The organism is Bacillus massiliglaciei, assembly GCF_900098925.1.
Taxonomy (GTDB): Bacteria; Bacillota; Bacilli; order Bacillales; family DSM-1321; genus Peribacillus; species Peribacillus massiliglaciei.
In genome coordinates this window covers 48,167-64,623 of record NZ_LT622355.1, presented here as the reverse complement: position 1 = coordinate 64,623, position 16,457 = coordinate 48,167, and the positions used below count along the sequence as shown (strand labels likewise).

The window sequence follows — 16,457 nt, the reverse complement described above, 5'->3', positions numbered from 1 at the left end:
CGACCTCTCACACCACCGTACGTACCGTTCGGTATACGGCGGTTCCATTAAGTTTGACGCAGAAATTCATATCGATTATATAAACTTTTCAACCCTCGGTGACTCCAATACAAGTTATTGAGGGTTTTGTGTAAGATTGGACTACAGGCTATTCTCCAATATTTCTTTCTGGAGTTTCCCCATTCATATGCCTTTTGGTCAGGGACACCTAGACCTTTGAGTTTTCTTACTCTTGTCCTCGGTTTCTTCCATTGTTTCCATTCAAGCATACGGAGTCTCCGTCTAATCCACTCATCAAATTCTTTAAATTTACTTGGTGTATCAGCCAATGCAAAATATCCACACCATCCCGTTAGATATTGATTTAGTTTCTCGATTCTAACTTCCATAGGAATTTGTTTAGAACGGGAGGTTAACTCCCGTATTTTAGCCTTAAACCTTTTAATACTTTCATTGGCTATTCGAACCTTCGGTTTCTTATTGACCGTAAAGCTAAAGCCAAGAAACTTTCGTTTCCACGGGCGATCAACTGCTGACTTTTCTCTATTTACTTTGAGCTTTAATTTCTGCTCAATAAAGCATGTAATTGAGTTCATCACTCGTTCTCCAGCTTTCTTCGATTTCATGTAAATATTACAATCATCGGCGTAGCGGACAAACTTGTGACCTCTCCTTTCTAACTCTTTATCAAGTTTATCCAAAAGGATATTCGAAAGAAGGGGGCTCAGTGGACCTCCTTGTGGTGTTCCTTCTTCTGCATCATAGACTACACCATTCATCATAATTCCTGCTTGGAGATATTTCCGTATAAGTTTCAAGACCAGCCGGTCTTGGATTCTACTTGCTAATATCCCCATTAACTTATCATGATTGACTCTATCAAAGAATTTCTCCAAGTCCATGTCAATCACCCATCTATAACCTTCACTTATATATTCCCTTGCTTTACGAACCGCATCATGACCTCTTCTATTTGGTCTAAACCCATAACTATGTTCTGAGAAGGTTGGGTCAAGAAGTGGGGTTAGAACTTGGGCGATAGCCTGTTGAATGAACCGGTCTGTCACGGTAGGTATTCCTAGTAATCTTACTCCACCGTTCGGTTTCGGGATTTCGACTCGACGGACTGGGTTAGGTTGATAGGTACCTTCCCTTAATGAATCACAAAGAGTTTCCCAGTTCTCATAGAGATGTCTTCGTAGGGATTTTACGGACATTCCATCTATGCCGTGACTCCCTTTGTTCTTCTCCACACGTTTAAGTGCTTCTATTAAGTTTTCCCGTGACAGAATCAGATCCATTAACATGTGATATTTCCTTTCGACGTGAACGTAGAAATCTAATTATGTTATTCCTGCTCCACCCTCATGAAGTCCCCTGTGGAATTCACCACTTCCTCCTTCAAGTAAGTCCTTTCGGATTGTCTGCTTCTATACAGGAATTATATGCCTAGTTCTCGTTCTTCCTAATAGTTCAGTCCTTCCCATTCCATCTCGAGTTGGAATGGTACTATGACCTCGGCTGACTTCTGATTGTTCAGCTGTCCATCGCTGGATAGGTTACCAAGGGAACTTGGCGTTCCAATCAGACCTCCCCGGGTAAGAGTACAGTCTTTCCCTCCATCTATCTGCTTCATTTACTCTGTACCACCTTCGGCAGTAAGGACTTCGTTTTGTTGTGCAAACTCATCCAATGGTACCTAGCCTTATATGAAGTTCGTGTTCCTCAGACCGGAGGTTTGCCGCTCGCTTCCTTCAGATTCTGCGTCACCACAGACACCCTTGCGTTAAGCTAACCATTACTACTGCCTTCATGGTTCGGGACTCTCACCCTATAGACTGCACCCATGCCGGGCGCACACAAAAAATATCCAACTTCTCCGCGAGAAATTGGATATCTTTCCTATTGTCCTGCCTTGAAAAAGGACTTATACACAAGTTATGCACATGTTATTAAGTTACCAACAAGTTATTCACATTATCGATTTTTATCAACAGTTTTTCCACAGAACATGTAACTAGTCTTCATTGATCAACAGCTCTTTATACCGTTCACAATCAGATTGTCTGCATTCCACTTTGATTTTTGTGCCTTCTTCTATATATTCCGTGGATAAAATATTAGCCTGTTCATTAAAATAGGAAAGAATGTCCCCCTTATCATAAGGAATAAGCATTTCACATTTTGTATATTCTTTGAAGATTTCTTTTTTAATTAAGGCAATCAGCTCATCTACGCCTATTTCCTGCCGGGCAGACATATATACGGCTTCATTTTGCACCTTTGGAATTTCCATCTCGGTTAAATCCGCTTTATTGTAGGCAAAAAGCATAGGAATCTCTTTGATTCCAATCTCACTCAGCGTTTGTTCGGTAATCTCCATCAAGTGCTGATAATTAGGATTGGAAAAATCCACTACATGAATCAGCAAGTCGGCTTCCGTGACTTCTTCCAGGGTAGATCGAAATGCCTTTATAAGATGATGGGGCAATTTGGAGACAAATCCTACCGTGTCCGTCAGCAAAAATTGCTTTTTGTCCGGCAATTCTATATTCCGGACGGATGTTTCCAATGTGGCAAAAAGCATATCCTTCTCAAATACCTGCTTTTCAGCTCCCCCTTGGAATCGATGGAGCAAAGCGTTCATTATCGTTGATTTCCCGGCATTCGTATAGCCTACTAATGCTGCTGTAGGAAGGCCCTTCTTCTTCCGCTGTTTTCTCTGTGTCTGCCGATGGGAAACCAATTCTTCCAGTTCTTTATTTAATACGCTGATTCTTTCTTCAATTCGTCGGCGGTCCAGCTCCAGCTGCTTTTCACCGGAACCTTTATTGCTTGTTCCGACTCCCCCGCTTTGTCTTCCAAGAGAAGCCCGCAGCCCTACTAATCGGGGCAGCATATATTGCAGCTGGGCGACTTCCACCTGTAATTGAGCTTCCTTTGTTTTCGCCCTTTTATTGAATATATCTAAAATCAAAATGGTTCTGTCGATTACCTTGCAATCCAAATCTTGCTCCAGATTTCGAATTTGAGACGGAGAAAGCTCATCATTGAAAATGACTAAATTGGCATCGTGATAATCTAACAGTGCCTTCACTTCCTCAATTTTTCCTGTTCCTATATAATGGGAAGGATTCACCCGCTTCAAGTTCTGGGTAATCACGCCGGCCACTTCAACCTCACAGGCTGCCGTAAGATTCGCAAGCTCCTCCATCGAATAGTCAAAATCGAATTGATTGTTAATGTTCACGCCGGCCAATACCGCCTTCTGTTCCAATTCCTCCATGGTCATTCCTCCTTATTCTTCAGTCTGTCCGCCAATCTCTTTTCATATTGCATTCAGCCTGTAATTTCTTTGACGGCCATCTGGTAAGCAAATCACGCACTGACTGCTTTCTCCCACCATACCCATTTTTAGAAAACAAAAAGCACAGGCCGTCACCTGTGCTTTAAGCAATGCAGCCAATCCTCGGAATCATGCAGAGTTAACACGTCCATGAATGTCAGCAACATTGTAGCATATTTAGGATCTTATTCAAAACATCCCACCATTTTGATGTACCGCCTAAACCTTCCATCCGCTAAAATGTTTCACATGGAACGTTTACTTGGACAAATCTCGCTGTTCTTCTGCCTTGAGAAGTCTCAGGCTGTTTAAAGTCACGATCAGTGTAGCCCCCATGTCCGCAAAGATTGCCAGCCATAGGGTCAGCCAGCCGGGCGCTATCATAATCAATGCCAAAAGCTTAATGGCCAAGGAAAATGAAATATTTTGTTTGATGATTCTTATCGTCTTCCTGCTCAGCTTCACAGTGAAGGGAAGTTTTTGCAAATCATCAGCCATTAATGCGATATCCGCCGTTTCCAGAGCTGTGTCCGTGCCCGCTCCCCCCATCGCTATCCCAACTGTGGATGCAGCAAGAGCAGGTGCATCATTCACACCGTCCCCGACCATCGCCACTTTTTGATGCGAAATTTTTTCCTGCTTGATGAATGTCAGCTTATCCTCCGGAAGCAGCTCTGACTCAATGGCATGGACACCGGCTTTTCGGCCAATCGTCTGGGCCGTTCCTTCATTATCGCCAGTCAGCATAATCGTTTTTTGTATTCCGAGATCATGCAATTTCCGGATAGCTTCTTTACTGCTTTCCCTTATTTCATCTGCTACTGCGATGACCGCTTTCAGGCTCTCTTCGGTCCCAATCGCAATGACTGTCTTTCCTTCTTTCTGAAGCCTGCTAATATGCTCATCTGCTTCATCCGTTACATGGAATAGTTTAGGACTTCCGACAAAGTAAACCATTCCATCTATTTCGCCCCGTATCCCTTTTCCGGTCAGGGATTGGAAGTAATCGGCTTTAATAGACCGATAGTCCGTCCCCCGCCTGTCGGCCTCCCGCAGTATAGCTGAGGCCAAAGGATGATCTGAATTTTTCTCTAATGCGGCTGCAGCCGCCAGCCACTTTTCCTGATTTTCCTGTTCGGCTATCATCAGAAAATCCGTTACTTGCGGAACCCCTTTGGTCAGTGTTCCGGTTTTGTCGAAAGCAATGGCGCTGATGGAACCAAGCTCTTCTAAATAAACGCCTCCCTTAATGAGGACGCCGTTTTTCGCAGCATTTCCAATCGCCGTTACAATCGCAACCGGAGTTGATATAACAAGCGCACACGGACAGCCGACAACAAGTACAGCCAAGCCCCGGTAAATCCACTCACTCCAGTCCCCGTTCAGAAACACAGGCGGAATCAGCCCAATCCCCAGCGCGATTAATATAATGGCCGGTGTATAGTATTTTGCAAACTTATCCACAAATGCCTGGGATGGGGCTCTCTCGGCCTGCGCCTCCTCGACAAGATGTATAATCTTCGAAAGGGTTGTATCCTTGACCAGTTTGGTTACCAGAACCTCTAACAGCCCTTCGCCATTTAGGGTTCCGGCAAATACTTCATCCGCTTCCGTTTTAGGGACAGGCATGGATTCCCCGGTAATCGCCGCTTGATTCACGGTGGATGTTCCCCGAACTACCACACCGTCCATCGCCAGTTTTTTCCCTGGCTTCACAATCATAATGTCTTCTGTCCGAATATCAGCAACAGCCATGACCGATTCCACGCCGTCCCTGCGGATAAGCGCCTCTTTTGGTGCAATGTCCATCAATGAGCCGATGGAACGCCGAGCCTTATCCATTGAGTATTTCTCTAATGCTTCACTGATGGCAAACAGGATCACAACCGCAGCTCCTTCTGCCCATTCTCCTAAAAAAGCCGCCCCGATAATCGCCACTGTCATCAGCGTATGCATATCAAAGCGAAATCGAACAAGATTTTGAATGCCCGTGATAAAAAGGGAATAGCCGCCGGCCAAAATGGCGGCCGCATAACCGGCAGCAGACAGCCATCCATCCGCCTCTCCCTTGCTCAAAAACCAGCTAAAGACAAGCAGAATGGCGGAAATCAACACCTTGATATTTGCTTTTTGTTTCCAGAAGGGTTCCGGCTTGGAGACTCTGGCGTCCTCATCTCGGATTTTCAGGTTTTCAAAGGCCCCTGCCTTTTCTAAATCTGCAATGGTCGCCGCTCCCTGTACCGAAATTTTAGAGGCGCCAAAATTTAATTTTGCATCTTCCACGCCTTGCAGCTCTTTTACATTTTTTTCGAATTTCGCAGCACAGTTTGCGCAGGACAGCCCTTCAATTCGATAGATCTTCAGCTGAGGCTCACCCATGCTCCTTTACCTCCTGCTGATGCTCAAGCGCAATCAGCATCAGTTCCTTAATATGTTGGTCATCCAGTGAATAGAAAGCAAGCTTTCCTTCCTTACGAAACTTTACAATCTTATTTTTATAAAGGGTTCTCAGATGATGAGAGGCAGTGGCTGTACTGGCTTCAATAATGTTAGCCAAATCACAGACACAGAGCTCTTCATCCTTACAGAGCGCATAAGCGATTTTCGCCCGGTTTTCATCCCCGATTACTTTAAAAAATTTGGAAACACTCGTAAAATCAACGCCGCGCAAATCCTCTTGAATTCGGTTTACTTTGCTTTCATCAAAACTATAAATCTCACAAGTATCTTTATATTTTTCCATGAATCCACCTCATTCAAATATCTATTTGATTATAGTCTAACATGTAAGGAATTATATTCAAACAATTATTTGAATGTTCTTGAAATCTCTGTCCAGTTCTCTTTATTTTGCGGACGACAATTGTCGCATTTAGTCATACTATGCTATACTTACTACTAGCCTTAAGCGTTATTACTTTACTTGAACCATTTATTCCCCAATTCTTCGGAATGGGGTTTTTTTTATATCCATTTTTTCTGCAACACAAAAAGGCAGACCCGTTAAAGGAACTGCCTTTTTTTATCGAAAGCTTATATTAAGCTTTTTGAACGTTAGATGCTTGAGGTCCGCGTTGACCTTCTTCAACTTCAAAAGTTACTTCTTGACCTTCGTCAAGAGTTTTGAAGCCTTCGCTTTGGATAGCTGAAAAGTGAACGAATACGTCGTCTCCATTTTCACGTTCGATGAAACCGAAACCTTTTTCTGCATTAAACCATTTTACTTTACCTTGTTCCATTGTTGTTGCCTCCTAGTGCATTTGCACAAATATTACTATCCTTGCTCCAGGTTTTCATCGAAACGAAAAGTTACACTTTTAGAATCCCAAATACCGAACAAAAATAATTCTTCTTTATAATAACAGGATTTTACAAACATTGCAAATGAATGATTTTTCTTTTCATCTGTCAGGCTTCCGCATTTCCTCCCTCTTCCCTGCTGCCAGATGGATTGAACCGTTAAAAAGAAGGGAATAACTTCGGAAATAGGTTTTTCAAAAGGAGGATTGTTATGTACGTAACCATTACCATCAAGCTAGTGCTGGGACTGATTGCCCTGCTTGCTGTCACCAGGCTTCTCGGCAAAAAAGAACTATCACAGATTACACCTTTTGACTTTATCTATGCTCTAGTACTCGGCGGGATTTTAGAAGAATCACTTTATGATACAAAAGTGAATATCGGCCATCTTCTGTATTCTCTGTTTCTTTGGTCAGCCATGATTTGGTTCATTGAAATAGTTGTTCAAAAGTCCGATTTCTTAAGAACGGCCTTGAAAGGACGGCCATCGATCCTGATTAATAATGGAGAACTGGATATCAAATCCCTGAAAAAAAATCATTTAGAAATGGAACAGCTTGTTACCATGTTAAGGTTGAATGGCATCTTTTCTATAAAAGAGTGAAATATGCCATACTTGAACCAAGCGGGGATCTCAGTGTGATGAAGTTTCCTGACCAATCTCCTGCAACTGCAGAGATGCTTCATCTAAAACCCGAGGATACCAGCCTTTCTTATATTGTCATCGATGAAGGACAGGCCCAGCATGAAGAGTTAAAAAGAATCGGCAAGGATATCCACTGGCTGTATGCGGAACTCGAAGAGCTTGGCTATCCAAGAGTGGAGGATATATTCTATGCAGAGTGGTCCAAACACCAAGGATTTTTCATCAAGGAATACAAACAGGAAGGCAGGCACGAACAACAAAAGGCGTAAACTTAAGTCTTTACTGTGCTCAGAAACCCTGGGCGGCCTTTAAGATATGCCGGTAGTAGTTCTCCTCATGCGGACACAAATCCCGCTTTGACAAAAGAAAGGATTTCCCGGAAAGCACAGATTCCGCTTTAATTTCCTTTTTCTCGCCTGTTATCAGCTTTTCCAATTCGCTGAGCAGAACCCTTGCAGCATCCTGAACTTCTTCACCAGGTTTCAAATCAAGGGGAGCAGCTGTCTTGTAAAAAAAGAGACGGCAAAACTCATTATCTTTCAGCGAACCAATGTGTATAGAATCCTTAATATATCCGGCAGCATGTAAATCTTCCGGCTCAAGGAGCAGGCCTATTTCCTCCCTGATTTCTCTTAGTGCCGCCGTTTCGATGTCTTCCCCTGCTTCAACATGACCGGCAGCGCTGATATCAAACAGGCTCGGGAATTCTTTTTTGTCTGCCGCTCTCTGCTGCAGACAGATCCATGTCCCTGCTGCTGACTGTACGATTATCCAGCAATGGACTGTTTGATGCCAAAGCCCTTTCCGATGTACTTCCTCACGATCCTCTGTACCAATTTTATGATAATTCTCATCAAAAACATCCAGGATTTCCTTCATCGTATCGTTCCTTTCTGGAAGGGAAGAAGAATGGTGAACACGGCTCCCTTCCTTCCATTGCAAACTTCAATCGTGCCTTTATGGTATTCGATGATTTTTCTGGACACCGACAGCCCGAGCCCGGTTCCCTCTTCTTTCGTCGTAAAGTATGGGTCGAAGATGCCGTCCATGTTCTTTGCTTCAATTCCTCCGCCGTTGTCGCAAAACTGAATTTTCAATTTGACATCACTGATATCTATCTGAATTTTGATCTTCAAGGCACAGGATTGATTGGCTTCTAAAGCATTGCGGTACAAATTCATAAACACCTGAAGAAGAGCTTCCCGGTCTCCTTCTATCCAACACCCGGCTGCTTCATTACTGATTTCATAGTTCATTTCTGCTTTGGACAGCAGCATTTCTCCTGCCAAAAAATTGCCCAGATAGTTCCGGAAAAATTCCCCCACCTGGAAGCATTCAGTCTTTTGAACATTCGGTTTGGATATGGTGAGAAAATCATTGATGACTTTACTGGCACGATCGATTTCCGGGATCAGCAGGCTGTGAAACAAATCCGAAATGTGGGGATCTACGCTGTCTTCAAAAAATTGAAGATACCCCCGTACGGTTGTCAGCGGATTGCGGACTTCATGGGCCATGCCTGCTGCAATCCTGCTTGACAGGGCAAATTTCTCCGCGTCGCGGGATCGGTTCAAAAAGTCAAAAATCCCTATGACCCGGCTAATGGAACCGTCCAAATTATAAATGATCTTTGTATTAATGATTCCATAATTTGAATCCCATACCTCGTAATTTTGGTACTCTTTTTTCGTTTTCAAGGTTTGAAGAACTAAGATCTCTTCTTCCGGAAGATTCAGGAGCTCCTGGATAGGCCTTCCGATAATTTCGTCTTGTTCCATTTGAAAGTCCTTCGCTGTCTGCTTATTACAGACCCGGACCACTCCTTTTGGATCAATCACTGTAATGTGATGGGGAATGCAGTCCGCAATCTCTGAGAAGAACTGTTCAAAAGGTTCAAATTCTGGAAATATCGTGAACTCTTCCTCTTGAAATGCACCATTCGTCCGGGTTTCCCCCCCTGCTTCTTCGTCCGGAATCTCCTTATGTATAAAGGAAAATGAAAGCTTAGACAGGAGTGCTTTATACTTTTCATTTTCTGCTTTGACTGCATCCAATTCCCTCTTCAATTCTTCCATGGCAAATCCCTCAAATCCAAAAAACTTTTCCGATCATTACATACAAATTCTCTTTATATATAAATAAGGACTTATTTATCAGTCCATTCTCTTATAAAAGTTACATATTTTAGAATAATAGTATCAAAATCTGTAAATGAGGACAAGCGTTGTTCAAACAGAAGGTTCATTTTTGACTTTTTTGCAAAAAAAATCCCCCATGGCCATTCCGGCATGGAGGATTTTGAAACTCTAATTATTTATAAACTGGAATATCCAGCATAAGCTCATATGAATCTAGCAAGCTGTATAAGTTATAAACTTGGTTAACCTGCTTGGATGCCCAGCCGATGTCTGTTGCATATTGATGGGTTGCCTGTTTGTTATTAGCTGCTCCTTCAGGGTTCCATCTCATTTTATATAAAGTATCCTGCCCTTTAGAGATATAGCCTTTAGCAATAAATTCAGCTCCGCCAATGATGGCCGCTTCCGGTGTGAACCAGCCGGCATTATAAGCATATTGCGCTCCGCTGCTTACAGCTGATGAATCATATGCACCGATTCCATACATATTGTAGACGGTTTTCCCATTGATTTGGACTCCATTGGCAAGCTCGGATTTACCATTGCCTGTCTCAAGAAGCGCGTGGGAAATCAGATAGATTTCATTAATTCCAAATTGATCTCCTGCCGCTTTAAAGGAGGAAGCTTTGCCTGCAAGGATACCCTTACCTGCAAGGATTCTAGAATTGACGTCAGCCACATTCAATGTTGTGGATTTTGACAAGTTCAAGAATTGGAAGGACTTTACCGGATCGTTGACAAAATTATTAGCATCAACGTAATATTTCACATCTTCCGGACTTGCATTCACCCATTGTTTATTATAAGCCACTTCATACCAATAATAGCCGTCAGACCCAAGTTTCTTGGATTTGATCGTAAGGGTTTGATTGTTGCTTACTGTTCCGATCAGTGAATAATTCGTTCCCGCGTCACTTCTTAATCTCCAGCCGGAACCGTCCACTGTTCCTTTAGTCGAACTGATCAAGTTCAGTGCATCTTCACGGATATAGGCCTTATACGTATCTGTCTGAGCGTTTGCTGCTACCTGGTAATTAACCATTTGATCGAGCGTCAGATTATAGTTTGTATAGTCTTTCGTTACTTTTATTCCAGCCGGTTCAGCTGAAGTTAAATAACTGGTACTTACATAACCTGATTTTCCATTTGCCGTAACTCTCGCCCAGCCGTTTTCTTCCGAATAGACCGTGACAGCCGTCTGATTCGCAAGCTTTGTTACAATTGAAGAAGAAGCTGAAGGCTCAGAACGCATATTCAGACTGGAACCGTCGCTGACTTTGACGAATTTCATCACAGTCGCTGACTCTTGTTCTGCTGCCGGTGCAGAATCAGATCCTGAAGTTTCCGGTATGGAGACAGCAGGATTTGTATCAGACAGGTAAGCGGAAGATACATACCCTTCTCCATTGTACACCTTCACATGTGACCAGCCGTCTGACTCAGAAAGAACCTGAACTTCCACACCTTTGGCCAAGCCTGTGATTATAGAACCACTGTTTGAAGGCTTATTTCGCAAATTAAGCTTGCCGGATGATACATTTACATACTTTGTTACAGTTTTTTCTTCAGCAGGCTTAGGTGCCGCAGGTTTTGTTGTTGTGCCCGGTTTTGTTGTTGACAGGTAAGCAGTGCTTACATAGCCCTCTTTCCCGTTGGCTGTGATTTTTGCCCAGCCATTTGATTCAGAATACACCGTTACCGCTGTGCCTTTTGATAAGGTTGTGACAATTGCTGCGCTCCCCGCTGCACTCTTTCTCACATTAAGAGAACCGCTGTTTACGTTTACGTATTTCGTTGTCGTCTTCACTTCAGCCGGCTTCGTTGCTGCCGGAGCTGTTGTCGTTCCCGGCTTGCTCGCTGACAAATACTTCGTGCTGACATATCCGTCTTTTCCGTCTGCTTTCACTTTTGCCCAGCCGTTTGATTCAGAATAAACCGTCACCGCTGTGCCTTTTTTAAGTGACGCTACGATTGCTGCACGTGCGGATCCGCTCTTTCTCATGTTCAGCGAACCGCTGCTTACATTCACGTATTTCGTTGTAGTTTTCACTTCAGCCGGCTTCGTCGCTGCTGGTTTTGTAGTTGTTCCCGGCTTGCTCGCTGACAAATACTTTGTACTTACATATCCGTCTTTTCCGTTTGCTTTCACTTTTGCCCAGCCATTTGATTCAGAATACACCGTTACCGCTGTGCCTTTTTTAAGTGACGCTACGATTGCTGCACGTGCGGATCCGCTCTTTCTCATGTTCAGTGAGCCGCTGCTTACGTTCACATATTTTGTGGTTGTTTTCACTTCAGCCGGCTTCGTCGCTGCCGGTTTTGTTGTTGTTCCCGGTTTGGCCGCAGTCAAATACTTCGTGCTGACATATCCGTCTTTTCCGTTTGCTTTCACTTTTGCCCAGCCGTTTGATTCGGAATAAACCGTTACCGCCGTGCCTTTTTTAAGCGATAAAACGATTGCTGCACTTGTCGATCCGCTCTTTCTCATGTTCAAAGAACCGCTGCTCACATTCACATATTTCGTGGTTGTTTTCGCTGTTGCAGCTGGTTTTGCCACAGACGCCTGAGTTGCCTTTGATCCTGATTTGGATGCTGACAAATACTTCGTGCTGACATATCCGTCTTTTCCGTTCGCTTTTACTTTTGCCCAGCCGTTTGATTCGGAATAAACCGTTACCGCCGTGCCTTTTTTAAGATTGGCTACGATTGCTGCGCTTGTGGACCCGCTTTTGCGCATATTGAGGGACCCCGTGCTTACATTCACGTACTTGGTCTTTGTAGTTGCAGAAGTAGTTTTAGAAGTTAAATAGTTAGAACTTACATAGCCTTTTTTTCCATTAATTTGGATTTGAGACCACCCATTAGACTCACTGTAGACGATTACCTTTTCATCGTTAGAAAGTTTCCCAATGATTGTTCCAGTTGTTGAGGCATTGCTGCGAACATTCAGGNACGATTGCTGCACTTGTCGATCCGCTCTTTCTCATGTTCAAAGAACCGCTGCTCACATTCACATATTTCGTGGTTGTTTTCGCTGTTGCAGCTGGTTTTGCCACAGACGCCTGAGTTGCCTTTGATCCTGATTTGGATGCTGACAAATACTTCGTGCTGACATATCCGTCTTTTCCGTTCGCTTTTACTTTTGCCCAGCCGTTTGATTCGGAATAAACCGTTACCGCCGTGCCTTTTTTAAGATTGGCTACGATTGCTGCGCTTGTGGACCCGCTTTTGCGCATATTGAGGGACCCCGTGCTTACATTCACGTACTTGGTCTTTGTAGTTGCAGAAGTAGTTTTAGAAGTTAAATAGTTAGAACTTACATAGCCTTTTTTTCCATTAATTTGGATTTGAGACCACCCATTAGACTCACTGTAGACGATTACCTTTTCATCGTTAGAAAGTTTCCCAATGATTGTTCCAGTTGTTGAGGCATTGCTGCGAACATTCAGGCTGGACCCCTTGCTTACATGTACATACTTTACGCTTGTCGCTTGCTGTTGAGTAGATGCTGGAGTTGCCGCTGAAATGCTTTCTTCAAAAGCAATTGTGGATAGTACTGCAAAACAGAAACTTGGAATAATCATTTTTTTCTTCATTTCGATCTCCCTACTATTGTATTATATTAATTTATGTTTCTTACATAAATGGTATCAACTTCAAATCCAATAGGGCTTACCTATTACGATTCTAATAATATATTAAAAGGGTACCAGATTTAATAGGTAAATGGTATTGTTTATAGAAAAAAATCTACCTTTTTGACTGTTTTTTCCTCGCTGTCTTACTTCTAGAATACTTTTTCACGCATCACCTGCCCTATTCAGAAATAATATAGCGGAACAGAATACGCTTTCGAAGCCGATACTGTTTCTATCGGACGAATTTCCGCTTCTTAAAGTGCCAACCTTCTTATTTCCATACCCGAACGTTTTGGCCCTATTCCAAATTCTGTTTTTTAAATAGCGTTTTCCTTAATTTAGAACTTAATACACAGATAGGAGTCTGGGACGGGATACTCCTATTTTCAAAAGCCGCAGTCTGTTATTCTCCGTAACTTACAATCGGAGAAATAAGTGAAAAGAAAAGGGAATGAGCGCGCCAATAAAAAAGAGCCCCTTCCTTTTCTAAAAGGATTGGAGCTCATTTACGTTTATCGCGCTTTTTTACCCATATGCCTTTGCATAAATTAATCATTGGAAAAATCAGCAGTTGGACACTCCCAAGGATGTACAGGCAAACACGTTCCACCTGCATCGAGTCGACAAAAAAGAATAGGCTTCCCAGCAAGAACCAAATACCGGCCAGAACATTGTTGAGGGTGTAAAACATATCATAGCTTCGCTTCATGCATATTTCATACTTCCCGATATGCCAGTAAATATATTTACGGTTTTTGTGCTTTGAAGCCATTTCCATCCTCCTTTTGCATAAGTATAGGAAGACGTTTTTTTAACCGTCTATGATGCTGATTCCCCGGTCACACTAGATAAAACCGCTTTTTCCCTATGGAAAGAATTACATGTACAAAAGGTTATACAGCCAAGTACCTTTGGAGCGTTTCTTCGCTGATTTCACTCCCTTTGCCGCTTACCATCATTTTGCCTTTATCGAGTATATATACCACATCTGCACAGGAAAGAACGGCATCCAAATTATGCTCAACAAGCAGGACGGCAATCCCTCTCTCTTTCGAAATTTGGACAAGCACCTCTTCGATCAATTGGACAATCGAAGGCTGAATCCCCTCCATAGGTTCATCAAGAAGCAGGAGCTTTGGATTTGAAATAATCGCACGGGCGATGGCAAGCTGCTGCTGCTGGCCTCCGCTCAAGTCTCCCCCTTTTCGATTCCTCATCTCCTTCAAAACCGGGAACCACCGGTAAATGTCCTCCGGAATCTCCGAGAAGCGTTTTGATTTCGGCAAGGCCTCCATTCCCAGCAGGAGGTTTTCCCGGACGGTTATATCTGAAAAGATTTCCCTCCCTTGCGGCACATATGCCATCCCAGATCTTGCCCGATACTCCGGACGCTCCTTCTTCCATTCCTCACCATTAAAGCGGATCTTCCCTCCCATCACCGGAATCAGACCCATCAGCGCCTTAACAAGCGTAGTCTTCCCCACACCATTCCTGCCCAGAAGCCCGACAATTTGCCCCTCCTGAATGTCAAGGTGAATGTCCCTTAAAATCATCGTTTCTCCGTAGCCTGCTTTTAAATTGGATACATTCAGCATATTATCCGCGCCTCCCAAGATAGACATTTTTCACTTCTTCATTTTCCTGAATTTCTCCCATGGTTCCTTCGCACAGAACTTTCCCTTCATGCATAACGACTACTTTGGTTGAAAATTTCCTGACAAAGTCCATATCGTGCTCTACAATCAAAACCGAACAGCTTTCTGCAATTTCCCTGATAAGCTCTCCTGTTTTATCCCGTTCATCCCCCGACATGCCGGCGATTGGCTCATCCAGCAGCAGAAGTTTAGGCTCCTGAATCAGCTGCATCCCAATTTCCAGCCATTGTTTTTGGCCATGGGACAGGGAATGGGCAGGACGGTCCTTTACCTCGAAAAGCCCGATGCGTCTGAGCGTGGATTCGATTTTTCCTTTTTGAATATCCGACATTCTGGCCAAGAGAATGGAAAACAGCCCTTTCTTTTGCTTCATGGCGATTTCCAAATTATCAAAAGGAGTTAATTCAAGGAAAACACTCGGCGCCTGGAACTTGCGTGCAACGCCTTCATGGACAATCTTCTGTTCAGCCAATTTAGTCAGTGAAACACGGCCATCAAACAAAACTTCGCCATTTGCGGAGCGAGTTTTTCCGCAGATCACATCAAGCAATGTTGTTTTGCCCGCACCATTCGGGCCGATGAGAAACAGAATCTCACCTTGCCCTACATCCAGATCAACCCCTTGCAGCGCTTTAAACCCAGAAAAATCGACCATCACATCATGACACGAGAGTATCGGCTGCATTCTCCTTTTCCTCCTTTTTTCTTCTTTTCTTAAAGCGACCCTTCAGATCTGCCAGCAAGCCGGTCAGGCCATTCGGCAAATACAGCACAACAAGGAGAAATAGCCCGCCGAGGAAAAAAGTCCACATTTCCGGATAAGATTCGCTCAAAAAGCTTTTCGCACTGTTCGTTAAAATGGCTCCGATTGCTGCCCCCAATATCGAATGCCTGCCGCCAATGGCAGCCCACAGCACCATTTCGATGGATGGGACAATCCCCATCATTTCCGGTGAGATGATACCCACCTGCAGAACAAACAACGCTCCTGCCACACCTGCAAATGCCGCTGATAAAGAGTAAATAAACGATTTAAAAACAGCCGGATTGTATCCTAAAAAACGGAGCCTGTTTTCCCCATCCCGTATCGCAACCATCAATTTGCCGAATCGGGTTTTCGTCAGCAGCAAAGAAATCAGCATAATCGCTGCAAGCAATCCAACTGTTAAGAAATATAAGAACGTTTTTGTCCCCGGATCAGAGAGAGGAATCTGGAAGATCGTATAAAAATTCGTCAGGCCGCTCGTTCCGCCCGTTATTTTCTGCCCGCCGATAAACAGCGTCACACATACCACTACAACCGCTTGAGAAATAAGGGAAAAGAAAACGCCTTTGATCCGGTTTTTAAAGGTGAAATACCCGATGATCCAGGCGAGGACCGCCGGCAAAACCACGGCAGCTCCCAAAGCAATCAGGGGGTTTTCGAAAATCCTCCAAATGAAAGGTAGCTCCGTGATTCCGTTCCATTCCATAAAATCAGGAATGCCGCTGGGGGAGCCTTCAAGTTTTAAATACATTGCCATACAATAAGCGCCAAGCCCGAAAAAGACTGCGTGTCCCAAACTCAGTATTCCTGTGTATCCCCATATGAGACTGATGCCTGCAGCGATAATGGCAAAGCAAAGGAATTTTGCCAGCAGCCCGATTCTGAAATCCGATAATACAAAAGGTGCTATAAGGAGCAGCAGGAAAAAGAAGCCATAATAATACCCTTGTTTCTTGAACATAAAGAGC

General features: G+C 43.7%; 14 protein-coding genes and 1 pseudogene. 1 reads left to right on the top strand and 14 read right to left on the bottom strand.

Going from position 1 to position 16,457, the window contains the following annotated elements:
- Positions 1–47 precede the first annotated feature (47 nt).
- From ltrA to BQ4305_RS03940, 6 genes are all read right to left on the bottom strand, one after another.
- Positions 48–1,307: a group II intron reverse transcriptase/maturase gene (gene ltrA / locus BQ4305_RS03965; RefSeq protein ID WP_110926134.1), complete on the bottom strand. Its 1,260-nt coding sequence runs from the start codon at positions 1,305–1,307 to the stop codon at positions 48–50.
- A gap of 158 nt (positions 1,308–1,465) precedes the next feature.
- Entirely contained in the window at positions 1,466–1,636 is a 171-nt protein-coding gene (locus BQ4305_RS21265) for a hypothetical protein (RefSeq protein WP_199880500.1), read from the bottom strand.
- Positions 1,637–2,017: 381 nt separating this feature from the next.
- Entirely contained in the window at positions 2,018–3,286 is a 1,269-nt protein-coding gene (gene hflX / locus BQ4305_RS03955) for a GTPase HflX (protein ID WP_110926568.1), read from the bottom strand.
- Positions 3,287–3,604: 318 nt separating this feature from the next.
- The gene (locus BQ4305_RS03950) at positions 3,605–5,725 is read right to left on the bottom strand and encodes a heavy metal translocating P-type ATPase (protein WP_110926567.1); all 2,121 of its coding nucleotides are present in this window, start codon (positions 5,723–5,725) and stop codon (positions 3,605–3,607) included.
- Positions 5,718–6,089 (bottom strand): ArsR/SmtB family transcription factor, encoded by a 372-nt coding sequence (locus BQ4305_RS03945; protein ID WP_110926566.1) that lies wholly within the window; start codon positions 6,087–6,089, stop codon positions 5,718–5,720. Before BQ4305_RS03945 ends, BQ4305_RS03950 begins: the two co-directional genes overlap by 8 nt.
- Before the next feature lie 295 nt (positions 6,090–6,384).
- Positions 6,385–6,585, bottom strand: a complete 201-nt coding sequence (locus BQ4305_RS03940; RefSeq protein WP_110926565.1) for a cold-shock protein — start codon at positions 6,583–6,585, stop codon at positions 6,385–6,387.
- Between the two features lie 272 nt (positions 6,586–6,857).
- On the opposite strand from BQ4305_RS03940, the pseudogene BQ4305_RS22200 reads away from it, so the two are divergent.
- Positions 6,858–7,561 (top strand): annotated as a pseudogene (locus tag BQ4305_RS22200) (DUF421 domain-containing protein).
- Between the two features lie 19 nt (positions 7,562–7,580).
- Here the strand turns inward: BQ4305_RS22200 and BQ4305_RS03930 are convergent.
- From BQ4305_RS03930 to urtC, 8 genes are all read right to left on the bottom strand, one after another.
- Positions 7,581–8,171, bottom strand: a complete 591-nt coding sequence (locus BQ4305_RS03930) for an NUDIX hydrolase (RefSeq protein WP_110926564.1) — start codon at positions 8,169–8,171, stop codon at positions 7,581–7,583.
- Positions 8,168–9,367, bottom strand: a complete 1,200-nt coding sequence (locus BQ4305_RS03925) for an ATP-binding protein (protein ID WP_110926563.1) — start codon at positions 9,365–9,367, stop codon at positions 8,168–8,170. Before BQ4305_RS03925 ends, BQ4305_RS03930 begins: the two co-directional genes overlap by 4 nt.
- Positions 9,368–9,602: 235 nt before the next feature.
- Positions 9,603–12,395 (bottom strand): SH3 domain-containing protein, encoded by a 2,793-nt coding sequence (locus BQ4305_RS03920; protein WP_110926562.1) that lies wholly within the window; start codon positions 12,393–12,395, stop codon positions 9,603–9,605.
- Positions 12,325–13,014, bottom strand: coding sequence for an SH3 domain-containing protein (locus tag BQ4305_RS03915; protein WP_456061849.1), 690 nt, complete (start codon positions 13,012–13,014; stop codon positions 12,325–12,327). Before BQ4305_RS03915 ends, BQ4305_RS03920 begins: the two co-directional genes overlap by 71 nt.
- 556 nt (positions 13,015–13,570) lie before the next feature.
- Positions 13,571–13,840 carry a YrhK family protein gene (locus BQ4305_RS03910; protein WP_110926560.1) on the bottom strand — a complete coding sequence of 90 codons (270 nt, stop codon included), beginning with the start codon at positions 13,838–13,840 and terminating at the stop codon, positions 13,571–13,573.
- Between the two features lie 121 nt (positions 13,841–13,961).
- Complete coding sequence (urtE, locus tag BQ4305_RS03905; protein ID WP_110926559.1) at positions 13,962–14,663, bottom strand: urea ABC transporter ATP-binding subunit UrtE; 702 nt, start codon at positions 14,661–14,663, stop codon at positions 13,962–13,964.
- A 1-nt stretch (position 14,664) separates the two neighbouring features.
- The gene (gene urtD, locus BQ4305_RS03900) at positions 14,665–15,408 is read right to left on the bottom strand and encodes an urea ABC transporter ATP-binding protein UrtD (protein ID WP_110926558.1); all 744 of its coding nucleotides are present in this window, start codon (positions 15,406–15,408) and stop codon (positions 14,665–14,667) included.
- Positions 15,383–16,450 carry an urea ABC transporter permease subunit UrtC gene (gene urtC, locus BQ4305_RS03895; RefSeq protein ID WP_110926557.1) on the bottom strand — a complete coding sequence of 356 codons (1,068 nt, stop codon included), beginning with the start codon at positions 16,448–16,450 and terminating at the stop codon, positions 15,383–15,385. Before urtC ends, urtD begins: the two co-directional genes overlap by 26 nt.
- Positions 16,451–16,457 lie beyond the last annotated feature (7 nt).